A 22,149-nucleotide genomic window follows, 5' to 3' on the forward strand; every position below is an offset into this window, starting at 1 on the left:
GACTCCGCCGCCGGGCGGAACTCCCGGCCTCCGTCCTCAAACAAACAGCAGCGGCCCAAAAAAAGAAAATAAGAATTCCTTATGACCTCTATGCGCGCAAAAACATGCCGCGCACACGCCCCATTGGATAAGCTCCACCCCATGCCCCTCTACCGCTCATCCCTCCTGCACTTCACCCCCACCGGCCAAGCCCTCTACGAAGAAGACGGCTTGCTCGCCACCGTCCCCGACACCAACGGCGTACAACGCGTGGAAGCCGCAGGCAGCTGGAGCGAACTGAGCCCCCGGTACGCGGGAAAGGGAAATGAGATCACCAACCTCCCGGGCCGCATCATCGCCCCGGGCTTTGTGGACCTCCACATCCACTACCCCCAGACCGACGTCATCGGCTCCCCCGCCGATGGCCTGCTCCCCTGGCTCGAGAACTACACCTTCCCGCACGAATCTCGCTTTTCTGACCCCGCCTACGCGAAGGAGGTCGCGAGCTTCTTCGTGGACGAGCTGCTGCGCAACGGCGTGACCACGGCGGTCACCTTCTGCACTTCGCATCCCGGCTCAGTCGACGCGCTGATGACCGAGGCGCAGGCACGGCGCATGCGCATCATCGCGGGCAAGGTGCTGCAGGATCGCCATTCGCCCAATGGCGTGCGTGACCAGACCGAGCAGTCGCTGATTGACACAGAGGCGCTGATCAAACGCTGGCACGGCGTGGACCGGCTCGGCTACGCCATCACGCCGCGCTTTGCACCCACGAGCACCGATGCGCAACTGCGAGGCGCTGGCGAGCTGGCCTCCAAGTATCGCGATGTGTGGATCCAGTCGCATGTGGCCGAGAACCACGATGAGATCCGCTGGGCGCGCGAGCTGTTCCCCGCCTCGCGCAGTTATCTGTCGATTTATGACGATTTCGGGCTGATGCGCGAGCGCTCGATCTACGCGCACTGTATCCATTTCGACGCCGAGGATCGCGCACTGATGCGGGATCGCGGCGTGGCGGCCGCGGTCTGCCCGACCAGCAATCTCTTTTTGTCGAGTGGCTATTTCGATTTCCAGCGGGCCGACGCAGCGGGCTTTCAATATGGGTTGGCGAGCGACGTGGGCGGCGGCACAAGCTTCAGCCCGTTACACACCATGCTCGCGGCCTACTACGTGGGGCGCGAGGGCAACGCCAAGCAAGGCCAGTCGCTCAACCCACAGGCGCTGTGGTGGCAGCACACGGCGGGCGCGGCTAGAGCGGCGGGGCTCGAAGGCGTGGTCGGCAATCTGCAGCCGGGCTGCGAGGCCGATTTCGTGGTGCTCAACCCGCAGGCAACGCCGCTCGTCGCACGCCGCACCTCGCAGGCGCGCAGTCTGGACGAGCTGCTGTTTGCGATGATCGTGCTCGGCGATGACCGTTTGATCGAGCGCACCGTGATCGCCTGAAGCACTGACCGCCAACCCGGCAAATTCGGGTTCATCGCGGTCGTTCCTGGTTTTGCGGTGAAAATATCCAGTTCGGCGTAGCCCTCGGTTACGCAATACGCTATATTTTTAGTAGTGCGCCGGGTTGTCCGGCTGCGCTGCATACTGTTGTGACTGGAGAAATTGGGATGTCCATCAAGAGCGATAAATGGATCCGCCGCATGGCTGAAAACGAAGGCATGATCGAGCCGTTCGAGCCGGGGCAGGTCCGCCAGGTGGATGGCCGCAAGATCATCAGCTACGGCACCAGCAGCTACGGCTACGACATCCGCTGCGCGCCGGAATTCAAGGTGTTCACCAACATCCACAGCACCGTGGTCGATCCCAAGAACTTCGACGAGAAGAGCTTTGTCGATTTCCACGGCGATTCCTGCATCATCCCGCCCAACAGCTTCGCGCTGGCGCGCACGGTCGAATATTTCCGCATTCCACGCAACGTGCTGACCATCTGCCTTGGCAAGAGCACCTATGCGCGCTGCGGCATCATCGTCAACGTGACGCCGTTTGAGCCGGAGTGGGAAGGCTATGTGACGCTGGAGTTCAGCAATACGACGCCGCTGCCCGCACGGATCTACGCAGGCGAAGGCTGCGCACAGGTGTTGTTCTTTGAGAGCGATGAGGTTTGCGAAGTCAGCTACAAAGATCGTGGCGGCAAGTACCAAGGCCAAGTCGGCGTGACTTTACCCAAGGCTTGAGTTTTGTTGGTCGTTTGGGGGCGCCAATACAGCCCCTCATGCGTCGTTGCGAAGCCTTGCCGCGGCATACTGTCTGCGGCTTTACGCCTAGCCTGAGGGGCTGTCTTGGCGTTGGGGTTGGTGGTTCGGAGGCCCGCTGCGCTTCGGGGACCCGCTCCGGCGGGCGGGGACAGTGTTCCGTTCCGTTTTCTTTTTGTTTTTAGATTGCGGGGGCGTCCTACGACTGGGGTGAGGCAAATTATTGTCAACTCCCACGATGGCAATCGCGTTTCTTTGAGGCAACAGCTTTTTGCGCTGCACGCTGGGCTTTCTCGGCGTAACATCCTGCACCCACGACAGCAAGCACAGTTCAAACCGGAGATACGACAATGAGATGGGAAGGCAATCGCGAATCCAGCAATGTGGAAGACCGCCGTGGCGAGGGCGGGGGGGGTGGCGGCGGCGGAATGATCGGCGGGCGCTCCATCGGCATTGGCACGGTGGTGATCGCGCTGATCGGCTGGGGTGTCTTCGGCATTAACCCGCTCACGACCATCGGCATGCTCTCTGGTGGTGGCCAGCCTCAGGTGCAGCAGCAGCAAGGCCCGGCAAAGGCGCCGCCGGCGGATGACTCGCAGGCCAAGTTTGTTTCCACTGTGCTCGCATCGACGGAAGATGTCTGGACCAAGATTTTCCAGCAAGGCGGCGCGCAATACCGTGAGCCCAAGCTGGTGCTGTTCCGTGGCGCGGTTCCCACTGCCTGCGGCACGGGCCAGTCGGCCATGGGTCCGTTCTACTGCCCGGGTGACCAGAAGGTCTATCTGGATATGGGTTTCTTCGACACCATGAGCCGCCAGCTCGGCGCGCCGGGTGACTTTGCCCGTGCCTATGTGGTCGCTCACGAAGTGGGTCACCATGTGCAGACCCTGCTTGGCACCACCGAAAAGGTGGACAGCATGCGTGGCCGCGTGAGCCAGCGTGACCAGAATGCGCTGTCCGTGCGTCTGGAACTGCAGGCCGACTGCTATGCCGGCGTGTGGGCCAACCATTCGCAGCAGGCCAAGAACTGGCTGGATCAGAGCGATATTGAATCCGCGATCAACGCGGCCCAATCGATCGGCGACGACAAGTTGCAACGTGAACAGACGGGCACGGTGCGCCCGGACGGTTTCACCCATGGATCGAGTGCACAACGCGTGCGCTGGTTCAGTACCGGCCTCAAGACGGGTAGCGTCCAGTCTTGCGATACCTTCAACACACAGTCCTTGTGATCGTGACTTTGGGTGCAGAAAACGGGTGTTTCGCTGGCCTCTTGCCAGAGATTTGGCAGGGCTTGGCATGTGGAAAACCCGTGAATTGCGCCAAAGTGCGACAATAGAGGCTTAATGACACAAGCCTATTCTTCCCTCGCGCTTGCAGAACCGCTCAAGCGTGCCGTAGCCGACATGGGCTACGAGTTCATGACGCCCATTCAGGAGCAGGCGATCCCTGTTGTCCTCGCGGGCCAGGACGTGATGGGTGCCGCCCAGACCGGCACCGGCAAGACGGCAGCATTCTCGCTGCCGCTGCTTCAGCGTCTCATGAAGCATGAAACCAGTTCGGTTTCCCCGGCCCGCCACCCGGTGCGCGCGCTGGTGCTGTTGCCTACCCGTGAGCTGGCCGACCAGGTGGCACAGCAGGTGGCGATGTACGCCAAGTACACCAAGCTGCGCAGCACGGTGGTGTTCGGCGGCATGGACATGAAGCCACAGACCGCCGAGCTCAAGAAGGGCGTCGAAGTGCTGGTGGCAACCCCGGGTCGTCTGCTGGACCACATCGAAGCCAAGAACGTGGTGCTCAACCAGGTCGAGTACGTGGTGCTCGATGAGGCGGACCGCATGCTGGACATCGGCTTCCTGCCCGATCTGCAGCGCATCCTGTCCTACCTGCCCAAGACCCGCACGACGCTGCTGTTCTCGGCCACGTTCTCGCCCGAGATCAAGCGCCTCGCCGGCAGTTACCTGCAGGACCCGGTCACCATCGAGGTGGCGCGTCCCAACGAGACGGCTTCCACGGTGGAGCAGCGCTTTTACGCGTCCACCGACGACGACAAGCGCCGCGCGATCAAGCAGGTGCTCAAGGACCGCAAGCTCAATCAAGCATTCATCTTCGTGAACAGCAAGCTCGGTTGTGCGCGCCTCACGCGTGCGCTGGAGCGTGATGGCCTGAAGGCCACAGCGCTGCACGGCGACAAGAGCCAGGACGAGCGCCTGAAGGCCCTCGAAGCCTTCAAGAGCGGCGAAGTCAACCTGCTGTGCTGCACCGACGTGGCTGCGCGCGGTCTTGACATCAAAGATGTGCCTGCCGTGTTCAATTACGACGTGCCGTTCAACGCCGAAGACTATGTGCACCGCATCGGCCGTACCGGTCGCGCGGGCGCGTCTGGCTTGGCCGTGACGCTGGTGACTCCGCATGATTCGCGATTGGTCGGCGACATCGAGAAGCTCATCAAGAAGAAGATCGACGTTGAAGCCCTCGAGCTTGACGACGAGCGTCCACGTGGTCGCTTCAACGACGGGCGTCGTGCCTGGGGTGGTGACGATAGCGATTCCCGCTCGCCAGCATCCTCGTCCTCGTCCTCGTTCGGTGCTTCGGGCTCTTCTTCTCGCGGTTACCGCGGTGAGGGCGGCGGTCGCGGGGGCTATCGGCAGCCGCAGGACCCGTTCTTTGACAAGCCTTACGAGGCAAGCGCACCAAAGGCCGAGCCCGCAACTTGGGAAACGGCCACCAAGGCGCAACCCGCGCGCGGAGGGGTGTCCTCCAACATCAAGACCAAGCGCAAGATTGCCGCACTGTTCAGGCCAGCGCCTGCTCCAGCGGCAATGGCGGACTGACGCAAACCGTCATTGGCAGCGGGCCTGATCGATGGGCCGAGCTGCCTTGCTGCACCGAAATCACATGCGCGTGTCGTGCAGCGCCCCCCCACTCAGGTCGGCCATGCCCGGCTTGATCTCCCCGAACTTCATAAGCTTGCCGCCATACTCCTGCACGAAGCGCGCGGCATCAACCTCCTGCGCAAAGCTCGCAATCGTAGGGCCCATCGAGCCGTGGCGCTTGCTGCCGACCACGTAGAGCGCGGTCTTCGCATCGATCCAATTCCCTTGGGGCTGATTCCAGTCGGCTTTGCCCATGTCCTGCACATAGGCTCCCTTGACGGCGCGCACCTGCTCGCCCGCGTGCAGTTGGTTGATCAGCTCCATGGTGTCGCAGAAAAATGCGGGCTTGGGTTGATCGGCGTAGAGGACCTGTGCCTTGGGGCCGGGGTAGTCGGCGAGCAGCATGCCATCGAGCGAGCAACTGGTGGAGCGGTCGATTTCCACCGGCCCCAAGGCCTGCACGGACTTTGAATCGTCACCGCAGGCGGTCAGCGTCAGGGCCGATGCAGCAAGGGCTGCAGCGGCGAGAAGGCGAACAGTGAGAGTGCTGTAGGCGGTCATCATGATTTGAATCTCCATTGAGCAAGCAAGAGCGGGGTGACGATCCATACCAGCATCACCGCGCCCATGGCGAACGGGTTGCCGAGGGCCGGTGGCACGATGCTGGCGAGGCCGTAGAGCGTGCGCACGTCGTCGAGCGAAAAGACGTTGAGGATGCGGAACACGTCCGCCGGGTTGAGCAGCAGCAGCCAGGTGAAGGCATCGCCGCCGATGCTGCCGCCCGTGCCGACCAAGAGGCCCAGCATCAACAGATCGAACACCAGCACGAAGAAGAACCATGCGGCGATGGCCAGACCCGAGGCACGGGTGCGGTCGCGGGCGATCACCGACAGCAGCACTGCGATGCTCAGAAACGCGAGCCCGAGCAGCACCGAGCTGAACATGAAACCCGCGAAGTGGAACAGCCCGCGCGCGCCAATCTTGCCGAAGAACAGTGCCATCACCACCCCGAAGCCGCCGACCATCGACGCGGTCAGCGCGGTAGCAAGGCCGAGGTATTTGCCCAGCAGCAGTTCAAGCCGGGTGATCGGCATCGACAGCAGCAGGTCGAGCGAGCCGCGCTCGCGCTCGCCGACGATGGCATCGAAGCCGAGCAGCAGCGCGATCAGCGGGATCAGATAGATCACCAGACTCACAAGGCTGGCGATGGTGATCTCGATGGAGCGAAAGCCCACCACGCCCTGCTGCGCGCCGCCGAAATAGGCGATCACGAGCGAGAACACGGCAAACACCAGAGCCACGGCGAGCACCCAGCGATTGCGGATGCGGTCGCGGAACTCCTTGGTGGCCACGGTCAGTATGGGTTGAAGCTGCATGTGCGTCCTATCTTCTTGTTGTTGTCGTTGTCATTCACTGAGACCGAAGAACACGTCTTCCAGCGACGGCATGCGCATGCGGATATCGGTGACGGCGCTGCCCTGCGCGGTCAGCACACCGAGCACTGCGAGCTTGTATGAGCGGTCGCACTGCAGGCGCAGGCCATAGTCGGTGGCCTGTGCGTCGAAGCCGGTGGCCTGCCTGAGCTGCGCTGCCACATTGCCCGCGTCCTGCACCACCAGATCGATCTCAAAGGTGATTGGCATGTGCAACTGGTCGCGCAGTTCCTGCACGGTGCCGAGCGCCTGGATCTCGCCCGCCGTCAGGATGGCGAGGCGGTCCACGCGCTCCTGCATCTCGGCGAGGATGTGCGAGGTGATGACGACAGTGACGCCGGTCGATTGCAGCTCGCGCAACGTTGTATAGAACTCGCGGATGGCCTTGGGGTCGAGGCCGTTGGTGGGCTCGTCGAGAAACAGCACGCGCGGCGAGCCGAGCAGCGCCTGCGCGAATCCGAGCCGCTGGCGCATGCCCTTGGAATAGGCACGCACGGGGCGTTTGCCTGCGTGTGCGAGACCGACCTTCTCGAGAATCGCTGCGCACTGCGACTGCGGAGCGTTCTTCAAGCGCGCGAAGAATTTCAGCGTTTCCAGACCGTCGAGGTTGTCGTAGAGCACCACGTTCTCGGGCAGATAGCCGATGTGGCGGCGCACGTTGCGGGCCTCGGGTCCGATGATGTCCTGGCCTGAGATGCGGATGCTGCCAGCGGTCAGCGGAATCAGTCCGAGCATCATCTTGAACAGCGTGCTCTTGCCCGCGCCGTTGTGGCCGATGAGGCCGAAGATTTCTCCCTTTGCGATGTCGAGACTCACCTCGCGCACGGCGGTGAAGTCGCCGAACTGCTTGCTTACCGCACGGATGGCGATTGCAGGTGATGCCATGCCGCCTGCGGGGGGCTCATTGCCCGTTGAAATGCTTGCCAAGCCAATCTCTCCATTGTGTGTTGCCGGGCTGCATGCGCGGGTGGGGATCGACCACCGAGGGCATGCGAAGAATCGGGAATTGCTGGCTCACGAGCTTGAGCGCCTGAATGGCGGGGCTAGCGAGCAGCAGTTTGATGCCGGGGTAGCGCCAGGTGAGGCTGTCCACCATGTCGTTGGCCTCGTAGGGCACGTCGCCGAGCCGGTCGCCGTCGCGGTCCCAACCGAGGTAGTTGCTCCAGTGGTTGCCGTCCTTCACGCCCCAGCGCTCGTCGCGCGAGCCCACATAGCGCACCTGCTCGCGGTTGCCGATGAAGTCGTTGCGCTCGACCTCGTTGCGGGTCGAGCCAGCCGAGAGGTGCACGCCGACGACGTTGTCGACCACGAGGTTGCCGGTGAGCTTGATGTACTCGACGTCGTAGATGAAGAAGCCGCGGTTGTTTCCTGCGACCACGTTGTTCTCGATCACCGCGTCCTGCAACGTGCGCAGCATGATGCCGTGGTCGGAGTTGCCCCAGGCGCGGTTGTTGCGCACGATCTGGTTGCGCACCTCCATGAGCGCGAGGCCGCCCCGGTTGTAGTAGGTGTCGTTGTCCTCCCACAGGTTGTAGTAGGAGTTCATGTAGTGCGTTCCGTAGCGGCTGTGGTGTAGCTTGTTGCTGCGAAACTCCGCATGGTGCGAGACGTCCACATACAGCGCGTCGCGCACGAAGCTGATGTCGTTGTGAAGGATGCGCGCGCCCTTGGTGTTGTAGAGCTGAACGCCATTGCCGCGCTGCGACGAGGCGTAGTCGCGCTTGCCGGTGATGCGGTTGTGCTCGATAAGCACGTCGTTGGCCTTCTCGATCCACAGCCCGAACAGGTTGTAGGTCAGATCGCAGTGGCGCACGATGGCGCGGTGCGCACCGGGCCAGAGATAGATGCCCGCGTTCTGGTCCTTGAGGCTGTCGCCCGAGTCGCGCACGATCAGCCCTTCGATCACCACGTCGGGCGCGGTCACGCGGATGGTGTCGCCGGTGTTGCCGCCGCTCAGTGTGGGGCGGTCGATGCCGCGCAGCGTGAGCGGTTTGTCGATCACGAGGTTGACGCGGTACTGCCCGCGCGCGACCTCGATCACGTCACCGGCCTTGGCGGCCTGCACGGCTGCGGCGATGTCCTCGCCGGGCTTGACGCTCAGCGTGGCGGCCCAGCTCGCACTGCTGAACGCAAGCAGCAGGCCGCTCCACAATGCCTTGGCTGCACGGGGAACCTTGTCTGACTTTCTCATGCGACCGTCCAGTTCACCGCACGCAGCGCGATCAGCAGGGCCGCGCCGATCAGCAGGTTCTTGAACGCGACATAGGCCAGCATGTCCATGAGGTTGGCGTAGCGGTAGCGGCTCAACCACCATGCGCCGTCCTTCACATAGCGGCGACCGGCAAGGCGCAGCAGCACCTCGATCACACTCCAGACAAACCACGCGACGATGATCACGGTGGTCGAGATCTGGCCTATCGCAAGCAGCACCCAGGCAGCCATCACCGCGATCAGGCAGGGCACGGCCAGCATGCTCAACAGGCGATGGCGGGCCCAGCCGGTGGCGCTCCATGGGTTGATGTGTTCCAGCACTTCCATCACGACATGGCGGATGCCGGTGGTCTCGTTCAACGCGCTCACGTGCTCAGCATTGGTGGGCATGCGCGGGTCCGGTCCGTCGAGGGCCTTGGCGCTGATCTGCTCCTGCCATTTGGCTTCGGGCACGATGGGAATGAAGTAGCCGTTCTTGCCGATGGGCGTGAGCGGCAGGCCTTCCTTTTCGCGACGCTTGCGCTCCTTGGCGAGGGGCGGGCAGCCCTTCACGTCGGTGTAGAGCACCATGCAGTCGAGGCAGTGCAGGCACTCGCGGTGGTCGATGCGACCGGTGGCGTCAATCGCCTGCGCGCCGCAGCCCACGGCGCAGGCCTTGCAACTGTTGCAGTCCTGCTTGCGTTTCAAGCCAAACCAGCGGAAGGTGCTGGGAATCGCGAGCGATGCGCCGAGCGGGCAGAGGTATTTGCAGAACGGCCGTTCGATGAACAGCGACAGACCCAGCAGCGTGCAGACAAACAGCCCGTAAGGCCATGCGCGGTTGGTGATGCCGACGAGGAAGGTGGTCTTGAAGGGTTCGACCTCGGCGAGTTTTTCGGCCAGTGTCATGTCGAACATGGACACCGCAAGCAGGCCGAAGAAGATGACGTACTTGAGCCACTTGAGCCGGTCATGCCAGACCTGCGGCAACTGGAACTGAAAGCGCTTGAGACCGAGCACGCGCGCCACCTTGTAGAGCGCCTCGGAGAGTGAGCCGAACGGGCAGATCCAGCCGCAGAACAGGCCGCGCCCGAACAGGAACACGGTGGCGATGATGAAGATCCAGAACAGGAAGATGAACGGATCGGTGAGGAACAGTGTCCAGGTCCACTGGAACAAGACCGAGTGGAACCAGGTCAGTACCTGGGTGATGGAGGGCTGTGCCATCGCGCCGAAGCCGACGAACACAATGCTCGCAGCCCAGAAGAAATACTTGAACGCGTTCACCGGCCACTTGTTCTTGTGGTTGGACAGGCGCGTGAGTTTTTCGCGCAGCGCATAGACGATGGTGAGCGCCACGAGCAGCACGGCGAAGAGGGCGATCTTCAGCCCTTGAGTCTTCCAAACACGCACCCACGGCGCGTCGGGCTCTTCGATCTTGGGGCGGCCGCCGTCCAGCAATTGGGCCGGCATCCAGTATTTTGATTCGAACACCGCAAAGCTGCGGTGGCCAGTCGCGCGATCCACGCGGTTGCCGAGGAAGGCGAGCTTCCAGGGATGGGCTGCGGAGAACGAGGACGAGCGGATCACGAAGATCGAAGACTCTGTGTAGCGCGGAGCGCCTTCTGCCTCGAGCCCGTAGAGATTGAACGCGTCGAGGTCGCGGAAGGTGAATGAGTCCGGTCCCTGCTTGACCTGCACGCGGTCGTAGATGCCGCCGCGCACGAAGCCCGATCCCTTGAACGATTCTGCGCCGTCAGTACGCACGATGAAGAAGGCGCTCTCGCCGGATTGGATGCGCGATTGCAGGCTCGCAAAGCCGTTTTCGCCGAGCAGGCTGCGGCCGATGTCGGGCTGGTTCAGATCGCCAAACCACAGGTCGATGAAGGGCGTGGCATCGCGCGGCAGGTCCACCTGTTCGGGTTTGACGACGAGGCGCTTGACTGCGCCCATGTCGATGAGCTGCTGCCAGTTGAACTTCTGGCCCAGCGTGTTGAAACGCGCCGGATCGCGCACGATGGGCGCGATGATGCCGGCCTGGCGCGCGACGGCGGCACCGGACATCAGCACCACCTGGTTCTGCGCGATGACGGTGACCGTCGCACCGGAAATCGCGTCGAGGCCGACCACGCCCTCGTCGGGGCGCGATGGGCCAACCTCGATGCGTTCAGCGACCGACTTGCCGAGGTATTGGTTGTTGAAGTTGATCAGTGCCGACTCGGGAATGCCAAGCAGCAGAATGGGTTCGGAGTGCTTGAGCACTTTGACGCCGACGAAATGGCCGCTGGCGTCCATGCCGATCAGCGTCACCACGGGCTTGCCGGAGTAGGCGGGCGTGTCCGTGATGTCGGTGGAGAGCATGACGTAGCCGAGCAGCTTCTTGGCTGAAGTGTCGTTGTCGTAGGCCTCGACGTAGGGCGGCTGGCCCTTGCGTTCGGAGAAATGCGCAGCGCCGGGGAACACGTCCTTGCACGGCAGCAGCGAGCACATGTCCTTGTTGGTGTGGACGTCGGCGGGAAGTTCGGCTTCGTAGGCACCGCTGCCTGCGTGCACGGACGGAGCCGCCGCGAGCCAGAGGGAGAGGAGGAGCAGGGTCCAGAGGGAGCGGAGAATTCGCCTGGGCAACAACATGGTTCTATCCGAATTTGCAGGTCGAGGTTGCAGGTGCCGGTCGGCATTCCCGACACCTGCTTTGTTTACCGCTTAGGCCTCGACGATCATGCGCGTGCGCATTTCAAGGTGCAGTGCGTGGCAGAAGTGCGTGCAGTACGCCCAGAACACGCCGGGCTGGTCGGCGATGAAGGTCACCGACTTGGTCTCCAGCGGATTGACGATGAAGTTGACGTTGTATTTGGGGATCGCGAACCCGTGGGTCAGGTCTTCGACCTTGTCCAGATTGGTCAGGATCAGCGTCACTTCGTCGCCCTTCTTCACGGTGAACTCGCGCATGCTGAACGCGGGTGCCTGCGAGGTGAGCTTCACCGTGACCTTCTTGCCATTGCGGAACACGCCAGACTCCTTGGGGTCCTTGATGGCAATTGGCGAATCGTCGAGCGCATAGACCTGCTTGGGCTTGAGCAGGTCGCGCTTGAAGATGATGAAGTCGTGCGGTTCGCCGCGCACCGGGTGGTCGGCCAGCAGCACCATCTTCTCGCCGGAGATGTCGATGAGCTGTTCGTTCTCGGGGTGCAGCGGTCCCACGGGCAGGAAGCGGTCCTTGGAGAACTTGCAGCCCACGGCGATGAACTTGCCGTCCGCCGCGCGCGTCTCGGATTGCGATCCGTTGATGTGGCCCGGCTGGTAGTGCACGTCGAGGCGGTCGACCACATACTTGGCGTTCTTGTCGCCCGCGTGGAACTTGATCGCGGCGTCCACATTCCACTTCACGACCTGGCTGTCGAGGAACAGCGTGGTGAACGCGTTACCGCGTCCGTCGAAAGCGGTGTGCAGCGGACCGAGGCCGAGTTCGACTTCCGCGACGATGGCGCTGTCGAGCTTCTCGAGCTTGCCGTCGAACCAGTCGAGCACCTTGGCGAGTTCGATCACCGTGGCGGTGGGTGAGAGCTTGCCCGCGCAGATGAAGTACTTCGCGTCGGGAGTGGCGTTCACGCCGTGCGGGTTCTTGGGAACGCTCACGTAGGCGACGAGCGCGGTCTTGGGATCCTTGTTGGCTTCATGCGTTCCGTCAACCACGGGCACCTTGGAGTTGCCGAAGGTCTTGAACTTGCCCGCCTTCACAGCCTCTTCGATGCGGCCGATGTGAAAGAACGAACATGCGTCGCGCTCTGCGGACATCATGTCCTCGTAGTGAATGCCGTTCTCGGTGTTGTACTGGTTGGTGGCAGCGAGTTTGCCGTCATACGACGTGGCGACCAGATCGCAGTTGCCATCCAGCAGCACCTGCCAGCGCACTTCCATGGTCTCCGCATCGACGCAGCTGAACAGCGAGCGGTACTTCTCGGGCTTGTTGGCATCGGTTCCGTTGTTGGGCAGTGGAATTGCGAACTCGCCCCCGCAGAACACGCGCGTGGTGTAGTTGATCGCCGGATCGACCGGGTCGGCCTTGTCCGGGAAGATGCCGTGGAAGCCCTGCACGTTGGGCAGTTCGGTGATCTTGTCGCAGACGAAATAGTCGAGACGGATGCGGGCCACGCGCGAGTTGATCTTGTCGTTGATCCACGCATAGCGGCCGTCGTAGTTGCCGTCCTTGTACGAGGCGTGCGTGTGGTGCGTGTCACCCACGAAATACTTCAGATGACCATCGGCCTTGGTGCCCATGATGGCCTTGGATTCATTCGTGATGCCCCAGCCGACGAGCGCATCGGGCACGAAACACGGAATGCGCAGCAGCTCGCGACCCGATGGCAGACCGAGCACCCGCATGTCGCCGGTGTGGCCACCGCTCCAGAGGCCGTAGTAGGTGTCGAGCTCACCGGGCTTGAGGTGCACGTTCGCTCCGGCATGCGCGGCAGGAACCGGTGCGGGCGCTGTTGCCGGGCCTGCCGCGCTGGGTGCTGCGGCCTTGTTGTCATTGCAGGCCACGGCGCCTACTGCAAGCCCCGCCAGCGCGGCGGTGTTGATGAATCTGCGACGGCCCATACCGGAGTTGTCGTTGTGCAGATCTGTTTTTTCCTGGCTCATATCGGCCTCTCTGAGGACTGTTGAAAGAAAAGGGAAACACGTGAAGGGGGTGCTCGCGCGGGCGGCGGCGCTGCGGTCGGTGCGATGGGGAACACCAGCTGTGGTGTGACCGATGCATTGAAATTTTTGACGGGAAACTCGACCGGCTTGTCGATGGAGCCTGGTGTCATCGAGTGTGCGGCGCACAGCGTGCAGTCCATGCCGTGAACGCTCGCGGGGCGGGCCTTACTGCCGACACCATTGTCGTCGTGCACGACGAGCTTGGCCTTGCCATGGGTGCCGCAGACCACCTCGAGGCGCGAAGGATTGAGCAGCGGCGAAGCGAAGGCTGCGCCCATGCCGAGCATCAACCAGACGACCACGCCGACGCGCCATCGGCGCAGGCTCTGGAGGATCGTGTGGTGTAAGTGGCTAAGCATTTCTGTGACTTCATATCCCGTCTTGAGCGGGTAATGAATCGTCACATCGCGACCGTTTTTTTTCCTTAAGACAGATCAATTTACCAATAGGTAAAACGGATCACACTAGTTGCACGGTTGTTGGAGTTGAAGGCAGAGAGGGTTGGATTCAGGCTCTCGCATCGCGGCAACCGGACAGGTTTTCAAACAAGGAAGGGAATAGAGAGATGAGCTCCACGACATTCAAATTGGCATCGTTGGCATTGGTTCTGGCGCTGGCCGCCTGCGGCAAGAACGAGGCTCCGCAGGCCCCCGCGTCGGCACCAGCGGCAGCCCCCGCAGCCGCGCCGGCCGCACCCGAGAACGTGCTCGGAAAGAGCGCCTACAACAAGACCTGCGCGCTGTGCCATGGCTCCGGCGTGGCGGGTGCTCCCAAGATCGGTGACAAGGCAGACTGGGGCCCGCGCATCGCGCAAGGTGCGGACACGCTCTACAAGCACGCCATCGAAGGCTTCAACGGCAGCAAGGGTGCCATGCCCGCGCGCGGCGGTGCGCCGACCATGTCGGACGATGACGTGAAGGCGGCCGTGGACCACATGGTCGGTCTGTCGAAGTAATCGGATGGAGGCCTCATGACGACACAGGATCGCGCGCACGCTGACTTGTCGACCAACGCGCGCAGGCGGATGGTGCTGGCGCTGCCCTTGCTCGGTGCATTGCCCTACTGGGCATTGGCTGCGGATGCAGAGTCACAGTCCAAGGTACGCCTCGCCAAACGCAGCCGGGTGCTGATGGGCACGCGCGTTGATGTGATGGTGCCTGCTCGAAACGCGGCAGAGCTGTCTTCGCTGTTCGAGGCCATCGATGCGGCCATCGCGCGCATGCAGGGCCTTGAGCAACAGATGAGCCGCTACCGCAGTGACAGTGAGATAAGCCGCGTCGCGGCATTTGCGGGAAGCACGCCGACCCGTGTGTCGCCCGAGGTGATGGCGGTGTTGCAGCAGGCCAAGCGGCTGCATGAGCAGACCGGCGGCGCGCTTGACATCACCATCGGTGCGGTGCGTGGCTGGAGCTTTGAGCCCGGCAAGGAGCATGTGCCATCCGATGCCGAAGTGGCGCGCGAGATCGCATTGGTCAACATGCGCGATCTGGTGCTGGAGCCGCTCGCCGGCACCGCGTTTCTGCGTCGCGAAGGCATGGCGCTTGATCTGGGCGGCGTCGCCAAGCTGCCGATTCTGCAGGCGGGTCTCGCGAGCCTGCAGCGTGCGGGTCTGGGCGATGCACTGATCAACGGCGGTGGCGATGTGCTGATTTCAGGAACCAACCATGGCGAGCCTTGGCGTGTGGGTGTGCGCGATCCGAATGCGCCGCAGCGATTGCTCGGCCGTCTGTCACTTGTCGGGCGCGGTATCGTGGCCTCGTCGGGCGACTACGAAAGAGCGTTCATGCGCAATGGTCAAAGGTTGCACCATGTCCTCGATCCGCACACCGGCTGGCCGGTGCAGGGCGTGCACGGTGTGGCGCTCAGAGCCGAGCGGGTGGAGGAGGTCAACGGCTGGGGCGCTGCGCTGATGGTGGGCGGCCCGTCGGCGTTGAAGGAGTTCGGCGCGCATCATCATGCCGTTGATGTGATGGCGGGGTTGAGCGACGGGTCACATTGGCTGTCGAGCGGCATGCGAACGCGGCTTGCATCGGAGGCGGCATAGTCGCAAGTGAGTTGCCTGCGGCGCATGAAGCTGGAGCGTCCCAGACGAGGGCAGCAGAGTAAGGTTCGCCCCGCAGCGACGGCTGCGTTCTCCTGCCGATTTGCGTAGTAATTCGAGAGCGGGGGAAAGACGCGAAGCACCTCAGGGAGCTTCAATTCCCCGGCTTCTGCGCCTGTTCGCATTCCACATCGAACAGCTCGCGGTCCGCGAGCGTGGTGCCGATGCGCATGGCGCTCAGGCACCCACCCCAGATGCAGCCCGTATCGAGCCCCAGCAGGTGCGGGCGGTTCACGAGGCCAAGTGTGGACCAATGGCCGAAGGCAATCAGCGTGTCGGCCGTCCTGCGGCCCGGTACATCGAACCATGGCATCAGGCCTTCGGGTGGCGTGGCGGCGCTCTCGGTGCTAGCGAAATCCATGGCGCCCTCGCTCGAGCAAAAGCGCAGTCGCGTGAGTGCGTTGATGATCACGCGCAGCCGGTCGGTGCTGCGCAGATCGTCGCTCCAGCGGTCGGGCAGGTTGCCGTACATCTGCGTCAGGAACGCAGGCAGGTCGGGGCCCTGTAGCAGTTGCCGCACCTCGTCTGCATAGGCCAGAGTGTCGTCGAAACTCCACTGCGGAAGTACGCCCGCATGCACCATGAGCATCTGTTCGCCGTTCTGCGAAAACGAGCGCGCCAAGGGCTGGTGGCGTACCCACTCCAGCATCGCGTCCCGGTCATTGGCGTCGAGCACGCTTGCCAGTGTGTCGCGACGCGATGGATGGCGCGCGCCGTGCGCCGCTGCAAGCAGGTGAAGATCGTGATTGCCAAGGAGTGCGCGAACGCTATCTCCGAGCTCCATCGCCCGGCGCAGCACACCTGCTGAATCGGGGCCGCGATTGACGAGATCGCCAAGCAGATAAAGCGTGTCTCGACTGGCGGAAAAATCAATGTGTTCCAGCAGGCGGGTGAGGGCGGCATTGCATCCTTGAATGTCGCCGATAAAGTAATTGGCCATGAAGCGGAGGGTTTGTTGAGTTCGGGCAATCGTTGAGACTGATTGTCTCTCAGGACGACACCTCCCCCTTTTTCATGCGTGCAATGCTCGGCTCCATCGTCGGCCTATTGCCGGCATGAAGCTGGGCGTTAATGCGTAGATTAGTAACGAACTGAATCAATGAGGAGGTCTTTTGCAGACGCCATGCATGAGCGGACCGCTCAGAAGTGCTGGTCTGAAATGTCATCCATATGCCCCTTGTTTGAGCTTTGTTGCGGTAGTGGGCTTTGTTGCATAAATCGGTCTGAGGCTAAGTCTCCCCAAACCCCAGACGTAGTTATGCCACGGCCACCGTCTGGGGCGTGCCCAGCTCGGTGAAGCGATTGAGGATGGATGCCCGGACATTGAGCTCGGCCACCTGTCGCTCAAACGTCCTAGCCATCACCTTCTCGCCTAGGCGCTTCAAGCAGTTCATCTTCGTCTCCACCAAGGACCGACGGTGGTAGCCGCTCCAGCGCTTCCAAATAGTACGGCCCAACTTCTTGCACGCTTTGACCGCTTCGTTGCGATGCGCGAATGCCAGACCTTTGCGCAACCTTGCGCCTTTGCGAGGAGGAATGACGGGGATGGCTTTGCGGTGGTGGCAGGCTTCATGCACGTCTTTTGTGTCGTACGCGCCATCGCCTGTAAAGCTGGCAACTATTTCATGGCTTGGTATTTGGCCCAGTAGCCCTGCAGCTACTGGTGAATCACCAACTTCATTGGTGGTCACCACCATGGCCCGTATCTGCATATTTTCTGCATCTATGCCAAGGTGCACCTTGCGCCACTGACGGCGCCGCTCGGCGCCGTGCTTCTTTGTTTTCCACTCGCCTTCACCCAAGAACTTGATCCCTGTGGAGTCGGCAAGCATGTGCAAGCCGTTGCCACTTGGGCGGTAGTGCACCTGAACATTTATACCTTTTTGTCTGCGACACACCGTGCTGTAGTCGGGGGCTGCCCAAGGTAGGCCAGCCATTTTGAGCAGCGACTGCACCAGCCCCAATGTCTGACGCAGGGGCAAGCCAAACAAGCATTTGATGGTCAGGCAAAACTGGATGGACGCATCTGAGAACGTCTGGTTGCGCCCACGCTTGCCGCTCGCAGGAGCCAGCCACTGCATGTCTTTATCCAGCCAGATGCTCAAGTCGCCTCTAGCCTTCAGTGCTGCGTTGTACGCCTTCCAGTTTGTGGTGCGGTACTTGCGCCGTCCCCAGTTCGTCTCACTCATCATCCGAGCCTACTACCGCTGCGGCCCGGATTTGTGCAACAAAGCCGCGGTAGTGTGTAAAGAATCCGTGAATTCACCCCATATTGAATGAGGGCGGGATTTTGTTTATATAATCACTTCACATTCATTAATTTCACTTGATTGGCACAACCATGACAGATAGCTACAAAGACCTTCTGAAGCAACGCGAAGACCTTGAAAAACGAATCAATGACGCGCGTCGCCAGGAGCTTTCGGCTGCTGTGGCTCAAGTGCGTGGTCTGGTGGCTGAATACGGCCTGACCGCTCAGGACGTTTTCCCAACAGGTCGCGGTGCACGCAGCGGCTCGGCTACTTCCGGCGTGAAGGTTGCCCCGAAGTATCGCAACCCTGAAACTGGCGAAACCTGGACTGGCCGTGGCAAGGCTCCGAAGTGGATTCAGAACCAGGATCGCGAGCAGTTCGCCATTTGATTCGGCGAGGCAGTCTCCAAGATCGATGTCGCAAGACGTCGGTCGGCATGATTCGACTGGCTCTTCGATTCTCAAGAATAAGTCCGCTAAATGCGGACTTTTCTTTTGGCTGATTGCCGGATGCCTAAATGATTGGCAATTCATTGATCATTGCGCGGAAATTCAGCTTTTGATTGCACCATTGTGGGTATTGCTTACGACCAATGTGGTGCCGGGTGTGTTAGCCCGGCATGAGTGGTTCATTGGTGCAACGCCGGTGTGATTCTCTACTTCCTTGTCTATCCTATATGGAAAGCTCGGTTAACTTTTTTGTCTGAACTTTGGTGGCTTTTCTGAATCTGCATGTTCTCGGGGATCTCGATTCATGATATCTCGATGGCGCGGGGCAATTTTGTCATTTTGAATTTAGAGCAGGGGCCTTTCGTTCGAGCTGCATTTGGGGTCTGTGGAGTCCGGAGATCTGCAAAGGCCAGAAGGCGCCGCGCGATGCACTCCCCCTCGATCTGATTTTTGTGATCAATGTAGGGGATTGCCTGGAATTGAGTAGGGCGTGCTCGCTAAATGCTTGTCGGAAAAGGTTTTCTGAGCAAACAGGCCTGCGGTGTCGCACGGTTATTTTCGTGCGATGGCGAAACATCTCAGTGACTGCCAGAATGTGAGCTGACGATTTCAAACGGAGCCCACCCCATGGCCAAGACCCACGAATCACGCCACGCCTTTGAATCCACCCTCATGTCCTTTGTTGCCGGTTCCGGCAAGTCATCCAAAGGCCGCTTCTACTCCCTTCCCGCGCTCGCCAAGCAGTTCCCGAATGTGAACCGTTTGCCGGTGTCGCTGCGCATCGTCCTTGAGTCGGTGCTGCGCAATTGCGATGGCAAGAAGGTGATGTCGGAGCATGTGGAGCAGCTTGCCAACTGGAAGCCCAACGCCGAACGCACCGACGAAATCCCCTTCGTCGTTGCCCGCGTCGTGCTGCAGGATTTCACTGGCGTGCCGCTGCTCGCCGATCTGGCCGCCATGCGCAGCACCGCGCAGGCCTTGGGCAAGAAGCCCAAGACCATCGAGCCGTTGGTGCCCGTCGATCTGGTGGTGGATCACTCGATCATGGTCGACTACTACGGCACCAAAAGCGCGCTCGACCTGAACATGAAACTCGAATTCCAGCGCAACAAGGAGCGCTACCAATTCATGAAGTGGGGCATGCAGGCGTTCGACACCTTCGGTGTCGTGCCGCCGGGCTTCGGCATCGTCCATCAGGTGAATCTGGAGTATCTGGCGCGCGGCGTCCACAAGGCCAAGGGCGATGTCTATTACCCCGACTCGCTGGTCGGCACCGACAGCCACACCACGATGATCAACGGCGTTGGCGTGGTGGCATGGGGGGTGGGTGGCATCGAGGCTGAGGCAGCGATGCTCGGTCAACCGGTGTACTTCCTCACGCCCGATGTGGTGGGCTTCGAGCTCACCGGCAAGCTGCGCGAAGGTGTGACGGCGACCGATCTGGTGCTTACAGTCACCGAAATCCTGCGCAAGGAAAAGGTGGTCGGCAAGTTCGTCGAGTTCTATGGCCAAGGCACGCGCAGCCTCTCGGTGCCCGATCGCGCGACCATCGGCAACATGGCACCAGAATATGGCGCGACCATGGGCTTCTTCCCGGTGGACGAAAAGACCATCGATTATTTCGAGGGAACCGGCCGCACCAAGGAAGAGATAGCCGCTTTTGAGGCCTACTTCAAGGCACAGGGTCTGTTCGGCGTGGCCAATCCCGGCGACATCGACTATTCGCATGTCGTCAAGCTCGATCTGGGTACGGTTGCTCCAAGTCTGGCTGGACCCAAGCGCCCGCAGGACCGCATCGAGATTGGTCATGTAGCCGACAAGTTCACCGAACTGTTCACCGCGCCCGCCGCGCAGAACGGCTTCAACCTGGCGCTCGACAAGCTCGACAAGACTTACCGCGTGCACATCAATGGCCAGGGCGAGGTGGCTGAACCCAACCCCAAGCCCATTCCCGCAGGTGCGCCACAGAATGTGGTGGAAATGGTGTCCAACACGCCGGTGGTGGACGACCAGCCACAAAGCCTCAAGATCGCCGACGCGAACGTGGCGGCGTTGGAGGGTAACCAGATCGATCTGCACAACGGCGACGTGCTGATCGCGGCCATCACCAGCTGCACCAACACGTCGAACCCGAGCGTGATGCTGGCCGCAGGTCTGCTCGCCAAGAAGGCGGTAGAGGCGGGGCTCACGGTGAAGTCGCATGTGAAGACATCGCTCGCGCCCGGATCACGTCTGGTCACGCTGTATCTCACCGAATCCGGTCTGCTGCCGTATCTGGAAAAGCTGGGCTTCTCGATTGCCGGTTATGGCTGCACGACCTGCATCGGCAATGCGGGTGATTTGCTGCCGGAGTTCAACGCGGCGATCCAGCAGAACGACTTGGTTTGCGCGGCTGTGCTCTCGGGCAACCGCAACTTTGAGGCGCGCATCCACCCGAACATCCGCGCCAATTTCCTCGCCAGCCCGCCGCTGGTGGTCGCCTATGCCATCGCGGGCAATGTGCGCAAGGACCTGATGACCGAGCCTGTGGGCAAGGGAAAGAAGGGCCGCGACGTCTATCTGGGCGACATCTGGCCGACTACCGACGAAGTGCAGAAGCTCATGAAGTTTGCGATGAACGGCAAGGCCTTTCGCGCGAACTACGAGAAGGTCAGCAGCGAGCCCGGCAAGCTCTGGGAAAAGATCAAGGGCGTGACCGGCGGCACCTACACCTGGCCTGACAGCACCTACATCGCCGAGCCGCCGTTTTTTGACGGATTCACACTCGATCTCAAGGAACCCGCCGTCACCACCGGCAGCCCGTATGCGGTGCGCGATGCGCGCGTGATGGCGCTGTTCGGCGACTCAATCACCACAGATCACATTTCGCCCGCAGGCTCGATCAAGGAGACCTCTCCGGCTGGCAAATGGCTGCTCGAGAACGGGGTGAAGAAGGCCGACTTCAACAGCTATGGCTCACGCCGCGGCAACCACGAGGTGATGATGCGTGGCACGTTTGCGAACGTGCGCATCAAGAACCTGATGATTCCCGCGCTGCCCGATGGCTCGCGCGAAGAGGGAGGCGTGACGCTGTACCGCGACGATGATGGTGGTACGACCAAGATGCCGATCTATGACGCCGCCATGAAGTACCAGTCCGCAGGCCGCGCGACGGTGATTCTCGCGGGCGAGGAATACGGCACGGGCTCAAGCCGCGACTGGGCGGCCAAGGGCACGCAGCTTCTGGGCATCAAGGCCGTGGTCGCGCGCAGCTTCGAGCGGATTCACCGCTCCAATCTGGTAGGCATGGGTGTGCTGCCGTTGCAGTTCATGGGCAATGACAGCTGGCAGTCGCTGGGGCTTGAGGGCAATGAGTTCATCGATGTCGTGCCGGCTGCGGATCTGGCGCCGCAGAGCGATGCTGAGTTGATCATCACGCGGCCCGATGGGACGCGCAAGACGGTGGTGGTGAAGCTGCGGATTGATACGCCTATTGAGGTGGATTATTATCGGCACGGGGGGATACTGCCTTATGTGCTGAGGCAGTTGTTGGCTGACTGAGTCAGCCTGTTTCCAAGCGGGTCCCCTGGCTTCTTCCCCGGCGTCGGACTTGCTCCCTCTCCCGCTTGGCGGGGGAGGGCTGGGGTGGGGGCTGGTTTTTCGATTTCTTGCTGGCCTCTGCTGTGGCGTTGCTTACGGAGGCCGGGACTGCCCCCGGCGGGGCAATCACTTTTTGCTGGCGCGCAAAAAGTAATCAAAAACGCGCTTGAAGTCATGCGGCAAAACTCGCTGCGTTCCTTCGTCACTTCGCTCAGACAGCTTGCCGCAGAAGTGATCTGAAGAGGTGTGTTCGGCACTTCGCTTCGCTCGTGTCTTTCGTCGACCGACTTCGGTCGATGGGCGGGCTCGCCGCTCAGCACGCAGTATCGACCTGAATCAGGCAACTATTTCCGTCCGATTTGTCTTCCCTGCCGTAGCCGCATCACAATCTTGC

Annotated in this window: 17 protein-coding genes; 8 read left to right on the forward strand and 9 right to left on the reverse strand. The window is 61.6% G+C overall.

Features of this window, described 5'->3' with window-relative positions:
- The first annotated feature begins 141 nt into the window (after positions 1-141).
- From guaD to G7047_RS01895, 4 genes are all read left to right on the forward strand, one after another.
- Positions 142-1,422, forward strand: a complete 1,281-nt coding sequence (gene guaD / locus G7047_RS01880; protein ID WP_166300200.1) for a guanine deaminase — start codon at positions 142-144, stop codon at positions 1,420-1,422.
- A gap of 167 nt (positions 1,423-1,589) precedes the next feature.
- Complete coding sequence (gene dcd, locus G7047_RS01885) at positions 1,590-2,156, forward strand: dCTP deaminase (protein ID WP_166300202.1); 567 nt, start codon at positions 1,590-1,592, stop codon at positions 2,154-2,156.
- 368 nt (positions 2,157-2,524) lie between these two features.
- Positions 2,525-3,406 carry a neutral zinc metallopeptidase gene (locus G7047_RS01890; RefSeq protein ID WP_166300204.1) on the forward strand — a complete coding sequence of 294 codons (882 nt, stop codon included), beginning with the start codon at positions 2,525-2,527 and terminating at the stop codon, positions 3,404-3,406.
- 114 nt (positions 3,407-3,520) lie between these two features.
- On the forward strand, positions 3,521-5,008 hold the full coding sequence (locus G7047_RS01895; protein WP_166300206.1) for a DEAD/DEAH box helicase: 1,488 nt from the start codon (positions 3,521-3,523) through the stop codon (positions 5,006-5,008).
- 60 nt (positions 5,009-5,068) lie between these two features.
- On the opposite strand, the gene G7047_RS01900 is transcribed toward G7047_RS01895, so the two are convergent.
- The 7 genes from G7047_RS01900 to G7047_RS01930 form a co-directional block, all read right to left on the reverse strand.
- Positions 5,069-5,611 (reverse strand): nitrous oxide reductase accessory protein NosL, encoded by a 543-nt coding sequence (locus tag G7047_RS01900; protein ID WP_166311812.1) that lies wholly within the window; start codon positions 5,609-5,611, stop codon positions 5,069-5,071.
- Entirely contained in the window at positions 5,611-6,426 is an 816-nt protein-coding gene (locus G7047_RS01905; RefSeq protein WP_166300208.1) for an ABC transporter permease, read from the reverse strand. Before G7047_RS01905 ends, G7047_RS01900 begins: the two co-directional genes overlap by 1 nt.
- A 30-nt stretch (positions 6,427-6,456) precedes the next feature.
- Positions 6,457-7,368 (reverse strand): ABC transporter ATP-binding protein, encoded by a 912-nt coding sequence (locus G7047_RS01910; RefSeq protein ID WP_166300210.1) that lies wholly within the window; start codon positions 7,366-7,368, stop codon positions 6,457-6,459.
- Positions 7,369-7,384: 16 nt separating this feature from the next.
- Complete coding sequence (locus G7047_RS01915) at positions 7,385-8,674, reverse strand: nitrous oxide reductase family maturation protein NosD (protein ID WP_166300212.1); 1,290 nt, start codon at positions 8,672-8,674, stop codon at positions 7,385-7,387.
- Positions 8,671-11,304, reverse strand: coding sequence for a 4Fe-4S binding protein (locus G7047_RS01920; RefSeq protein ID WP_166300214.1), 2,634 nt, complete (start codon positions 11,302-11,304; stop codon positions 8,671-8,673). Before G7047_RS01920 ends, G7047_RS01915 begins: the two co-directional genes overlap by 4 nt.
- Positions 11,305-11,376: 72 nt before the next feature.
- A complete protein-coding gene (gene nosZ, locus G7047_RS01925) occupies positions 11,377-13,314 on the reverse strand; it encodes a TAT-dependent nitrous-oxide reductase (protein ID WP_166300216.1) in 1,938 nt (645 codons plus the stop codon).
- Positions 13,311-13,733: a DUF2946 family protein gene (locus G7047_RS01930; RefSeq protein ID WP_166300218.1), complete on the reverse strand. Its 423-nt coding sequence runs from the start codon at positions 13,731-13,733 to the stop codon at positions 13,311-13,313. The genes nosZ and G7047_RS01930 overlap by 4 nt, the downstream gene beginning before the upstream one ends.
- Before the next feature lie 206 nt (positions 13,734-13,939).
- On the opposite strand from G7047_RS01930, the gene G7047_RS01935 reads away from it, so the two are divergent.
- Together G7047_RS01935 and G7047_RS01940 are read left to right on the forward strand one after the other, a co-directional pair.
- Complete coding sequence (locus G7047_RS01935) at positions 13,940-14,329, forward strand: cytochrome c5 family protein (protein ID WP_166300220.1); 390 nt, start codon at positions 13,940-13,942, stop codon at positions 14,327-14,329.
- Between the two features lie 15 nt (positions 14,330-14,344).
- Positions 14,345-15,418, forward strand: a complete 1,074-nt coding sequence (locus tag G7047_RS01940; protein WP_166300222.1) for an FAD:protein FMN transferase — start codon at positions 14,345-14,347, stop codon at positions 15,416-15,418.
- Positions 15,419-15,569: 151 nt separating this feature from the next.
- On the opposite strand, the gene G7047_RS01945 is transcribed toward G7047_RS01940, so the two are convergent.
- Positions 15,570-16,415 carry a symmetrical bis(5'-nucleosyl)-tetraphosphatase gene (locus G7047_RS01945; RefSeq protein WP_166300224.1) on the reverse strand — a complete coding sequence of 282 codons (846 nt, stop codon included), beginning with the start codon at positions 16,413-16,415 and terminating at the stop codon, positions 15,570-15,572.
- A gap of 316 nt (positions 16,416-16,731) precedes the next feature.
- Positions 16,732-17,664: an IS5 family transposase gene (locus tag G7047_RS01950; RefSeq protein WP_166300226.1), complete on the reverse strand. Its 933-nt coding sequence runs from the start codon at positions 17,662-17,664 to the stop codon at positions 16,732-16,734.
- A gap of 152 nt (positions 17,665-17,816) precedes the next feature.
- Between G7047_RS01950 and G7047_RS01955 the strand changes: the two genes are divergently transcribed.
- Together G7047_RS01955 and G7047_RS01960 are read left to right on the forward strand one after the other, a co-directional pair.
- Positions 17,817-18,116 (forward strand): H-NS family nucleoid-associated regulatory protein, encoded by a 300-nt coding sequence (locus tag G7047_RS01955; protein ID WP_166300228.1) that lies wholly within the window; start codon positions 17,817-17,819, stop codon positions 18,114-18,116.
- 687 nt (positions 18,117-18,803) lie between these two features.
- Positions 18,804-21,716, forward strand: a complete 2,913-nt coding sequence (locus tag G7047_RS01960; RefSeq protein ID WP_166300230.1) for an aconitate hydratase — start codon at positions 18,804-18,806, stop codon at positions 21,714-21,716.
- Positions 21,717-22,149: the final 433 nt, after the last annotated feature.

The sequence above is a fragment of the Diaphorobacter sp. HDW4A genome, from assembly GCF_011305995.1.
Taxonomy (GTDB): Bacteria; Pseudomonadota; Gammaproteobacteria; order Burkholderiales; family Burkholderiaceae_C; genus Diaphorobacter_A.

What these genes read in the sequence shown, in the direction of transcription:
- guaD (WP_166300200.1), top strand. Translation starts at nt 142, where the DNA reads ATGCCCCTCTACCGCTCATCCCTCCTGCACTTCACCCCCACCGGCCAA.
- dcd (WP_166300202.1), top strand. Translation starts at nt 1,590, where the DNA reads ATGTCCATCAAGAGCGATAAATGGATCCGCCGCATGGCTGAAAACGAA.
- G7047_RS01890 (WP_166300204.1), top strand. Translation starts at nt 2,525, where the DNA reads ATGAGATGGGAAGGCAATCGCGAATCCAGCAATGTGGAAGACCGCCGT.
- G7047_RS01895 (WP_166300206.1), top strand. Translation starts at nt 3,521, where the DNA reads ATGACACAAGCCTATTCTTCCCTCGCGCTTGCAGAACCGCTCAAGCGT.
- G7047_RS01900 (WP_166311812.1), bottom strand. Translation starts at nt 5,611, where the DNA reads ATGACCGCCTACAGCACTCTCACTGTTCGCCTTCTCGCCGCTGCAGCC.
- G7047_RS01905 (WP_166300208.1), bottom strand. Translation starts at nt 6,426, where the DNA reads ATGCAGCTTCAACCCATACTGACCGTGGCCACCAAGGAGTTCCGCGAC.
- G7047_RS01910 (WP_166300210.1), bottom strand. Translation starts at nt 7,368, where the DNA reads ATGGCATCACCTGCAATCGCCATCCGTGCGGTAAGCAAGCAGTTCGGC.
- G7047_RS01915 (WP_166300212.1), bottom strand. Translation starts at nt 8,674, where the DNA reads ATGAGAAAGTCAGACAAGGTTCCCCGTGCAGCCAAGGCATTGTGGAGC.
- G7047_RS01920 (WP_166300214.1), bottom strand. Translation starts at nt 11,304, where the DNA reads ATGTTGTTGCCCAGGCGAATTCTCCGCTCCCTCTGGACCCTGCTCCTC.
- nosZ (WP_166300216.1), bottom strand. Translation starts at nt 13,314, where the DNA reads ATGAGCCAGGAAAAAACAGATCTGCACAACGACAACTCCGGTATGGGC.
- G7047_RS01930 (WP_166300218.1), bottom strand. Translation starts at nt 13,733, where the DNA reads ATGCTTAGCCACTTACACCACACGATCCTCCAGAGCCTGCGCCGATGG.
- G7047_RS01935 (WP_166300220.1), top strand. Translation starts at nt 13,940, where the DNA reads ATGAGCTCCACGACATTCAAATTGGCATCGTTGGCATTGGTTCTGGCG.
- G7047_RS01940 (WP_166300222.1), top strand. Translation starts at nt 14,345, where the DNA reads ATGACGACACAGGATCGCGCGCACGCTGACTTGTCGACCAACGCGCGC.
- G7047_RS01945 (WP_166300224.1), bottom strand. Translation starts at nt 16,415, where the DNA reads ATGGCCAATTACTTTATCGGCGACATTCAAGGATGCAATGCCGCCCTC.
- G7047_RS01950 (WP_166300226.1), bottom strand. Translation starts at nt 17,664, where the DNA reads ATGAGTGAGACGAACTGGGGACGGCGCAAGTACCGCACCACAAACTGG.
- G7047_RS01955 (WP_166300228.1), top strand. Translation starts at nt 17,817, where the DNA reads ATGACAGATAGCTACAAAGACCTTCTGAAGCAACGCGAAGACCTTGAA.
- G7047_RS01960 (WP_166300230.1), top strand. Translation starts at nt 18,804, where the DNA reads ATGGCCAAGACCCACGAATCACGCCACGCCTTTGAATCCACCCTCATG.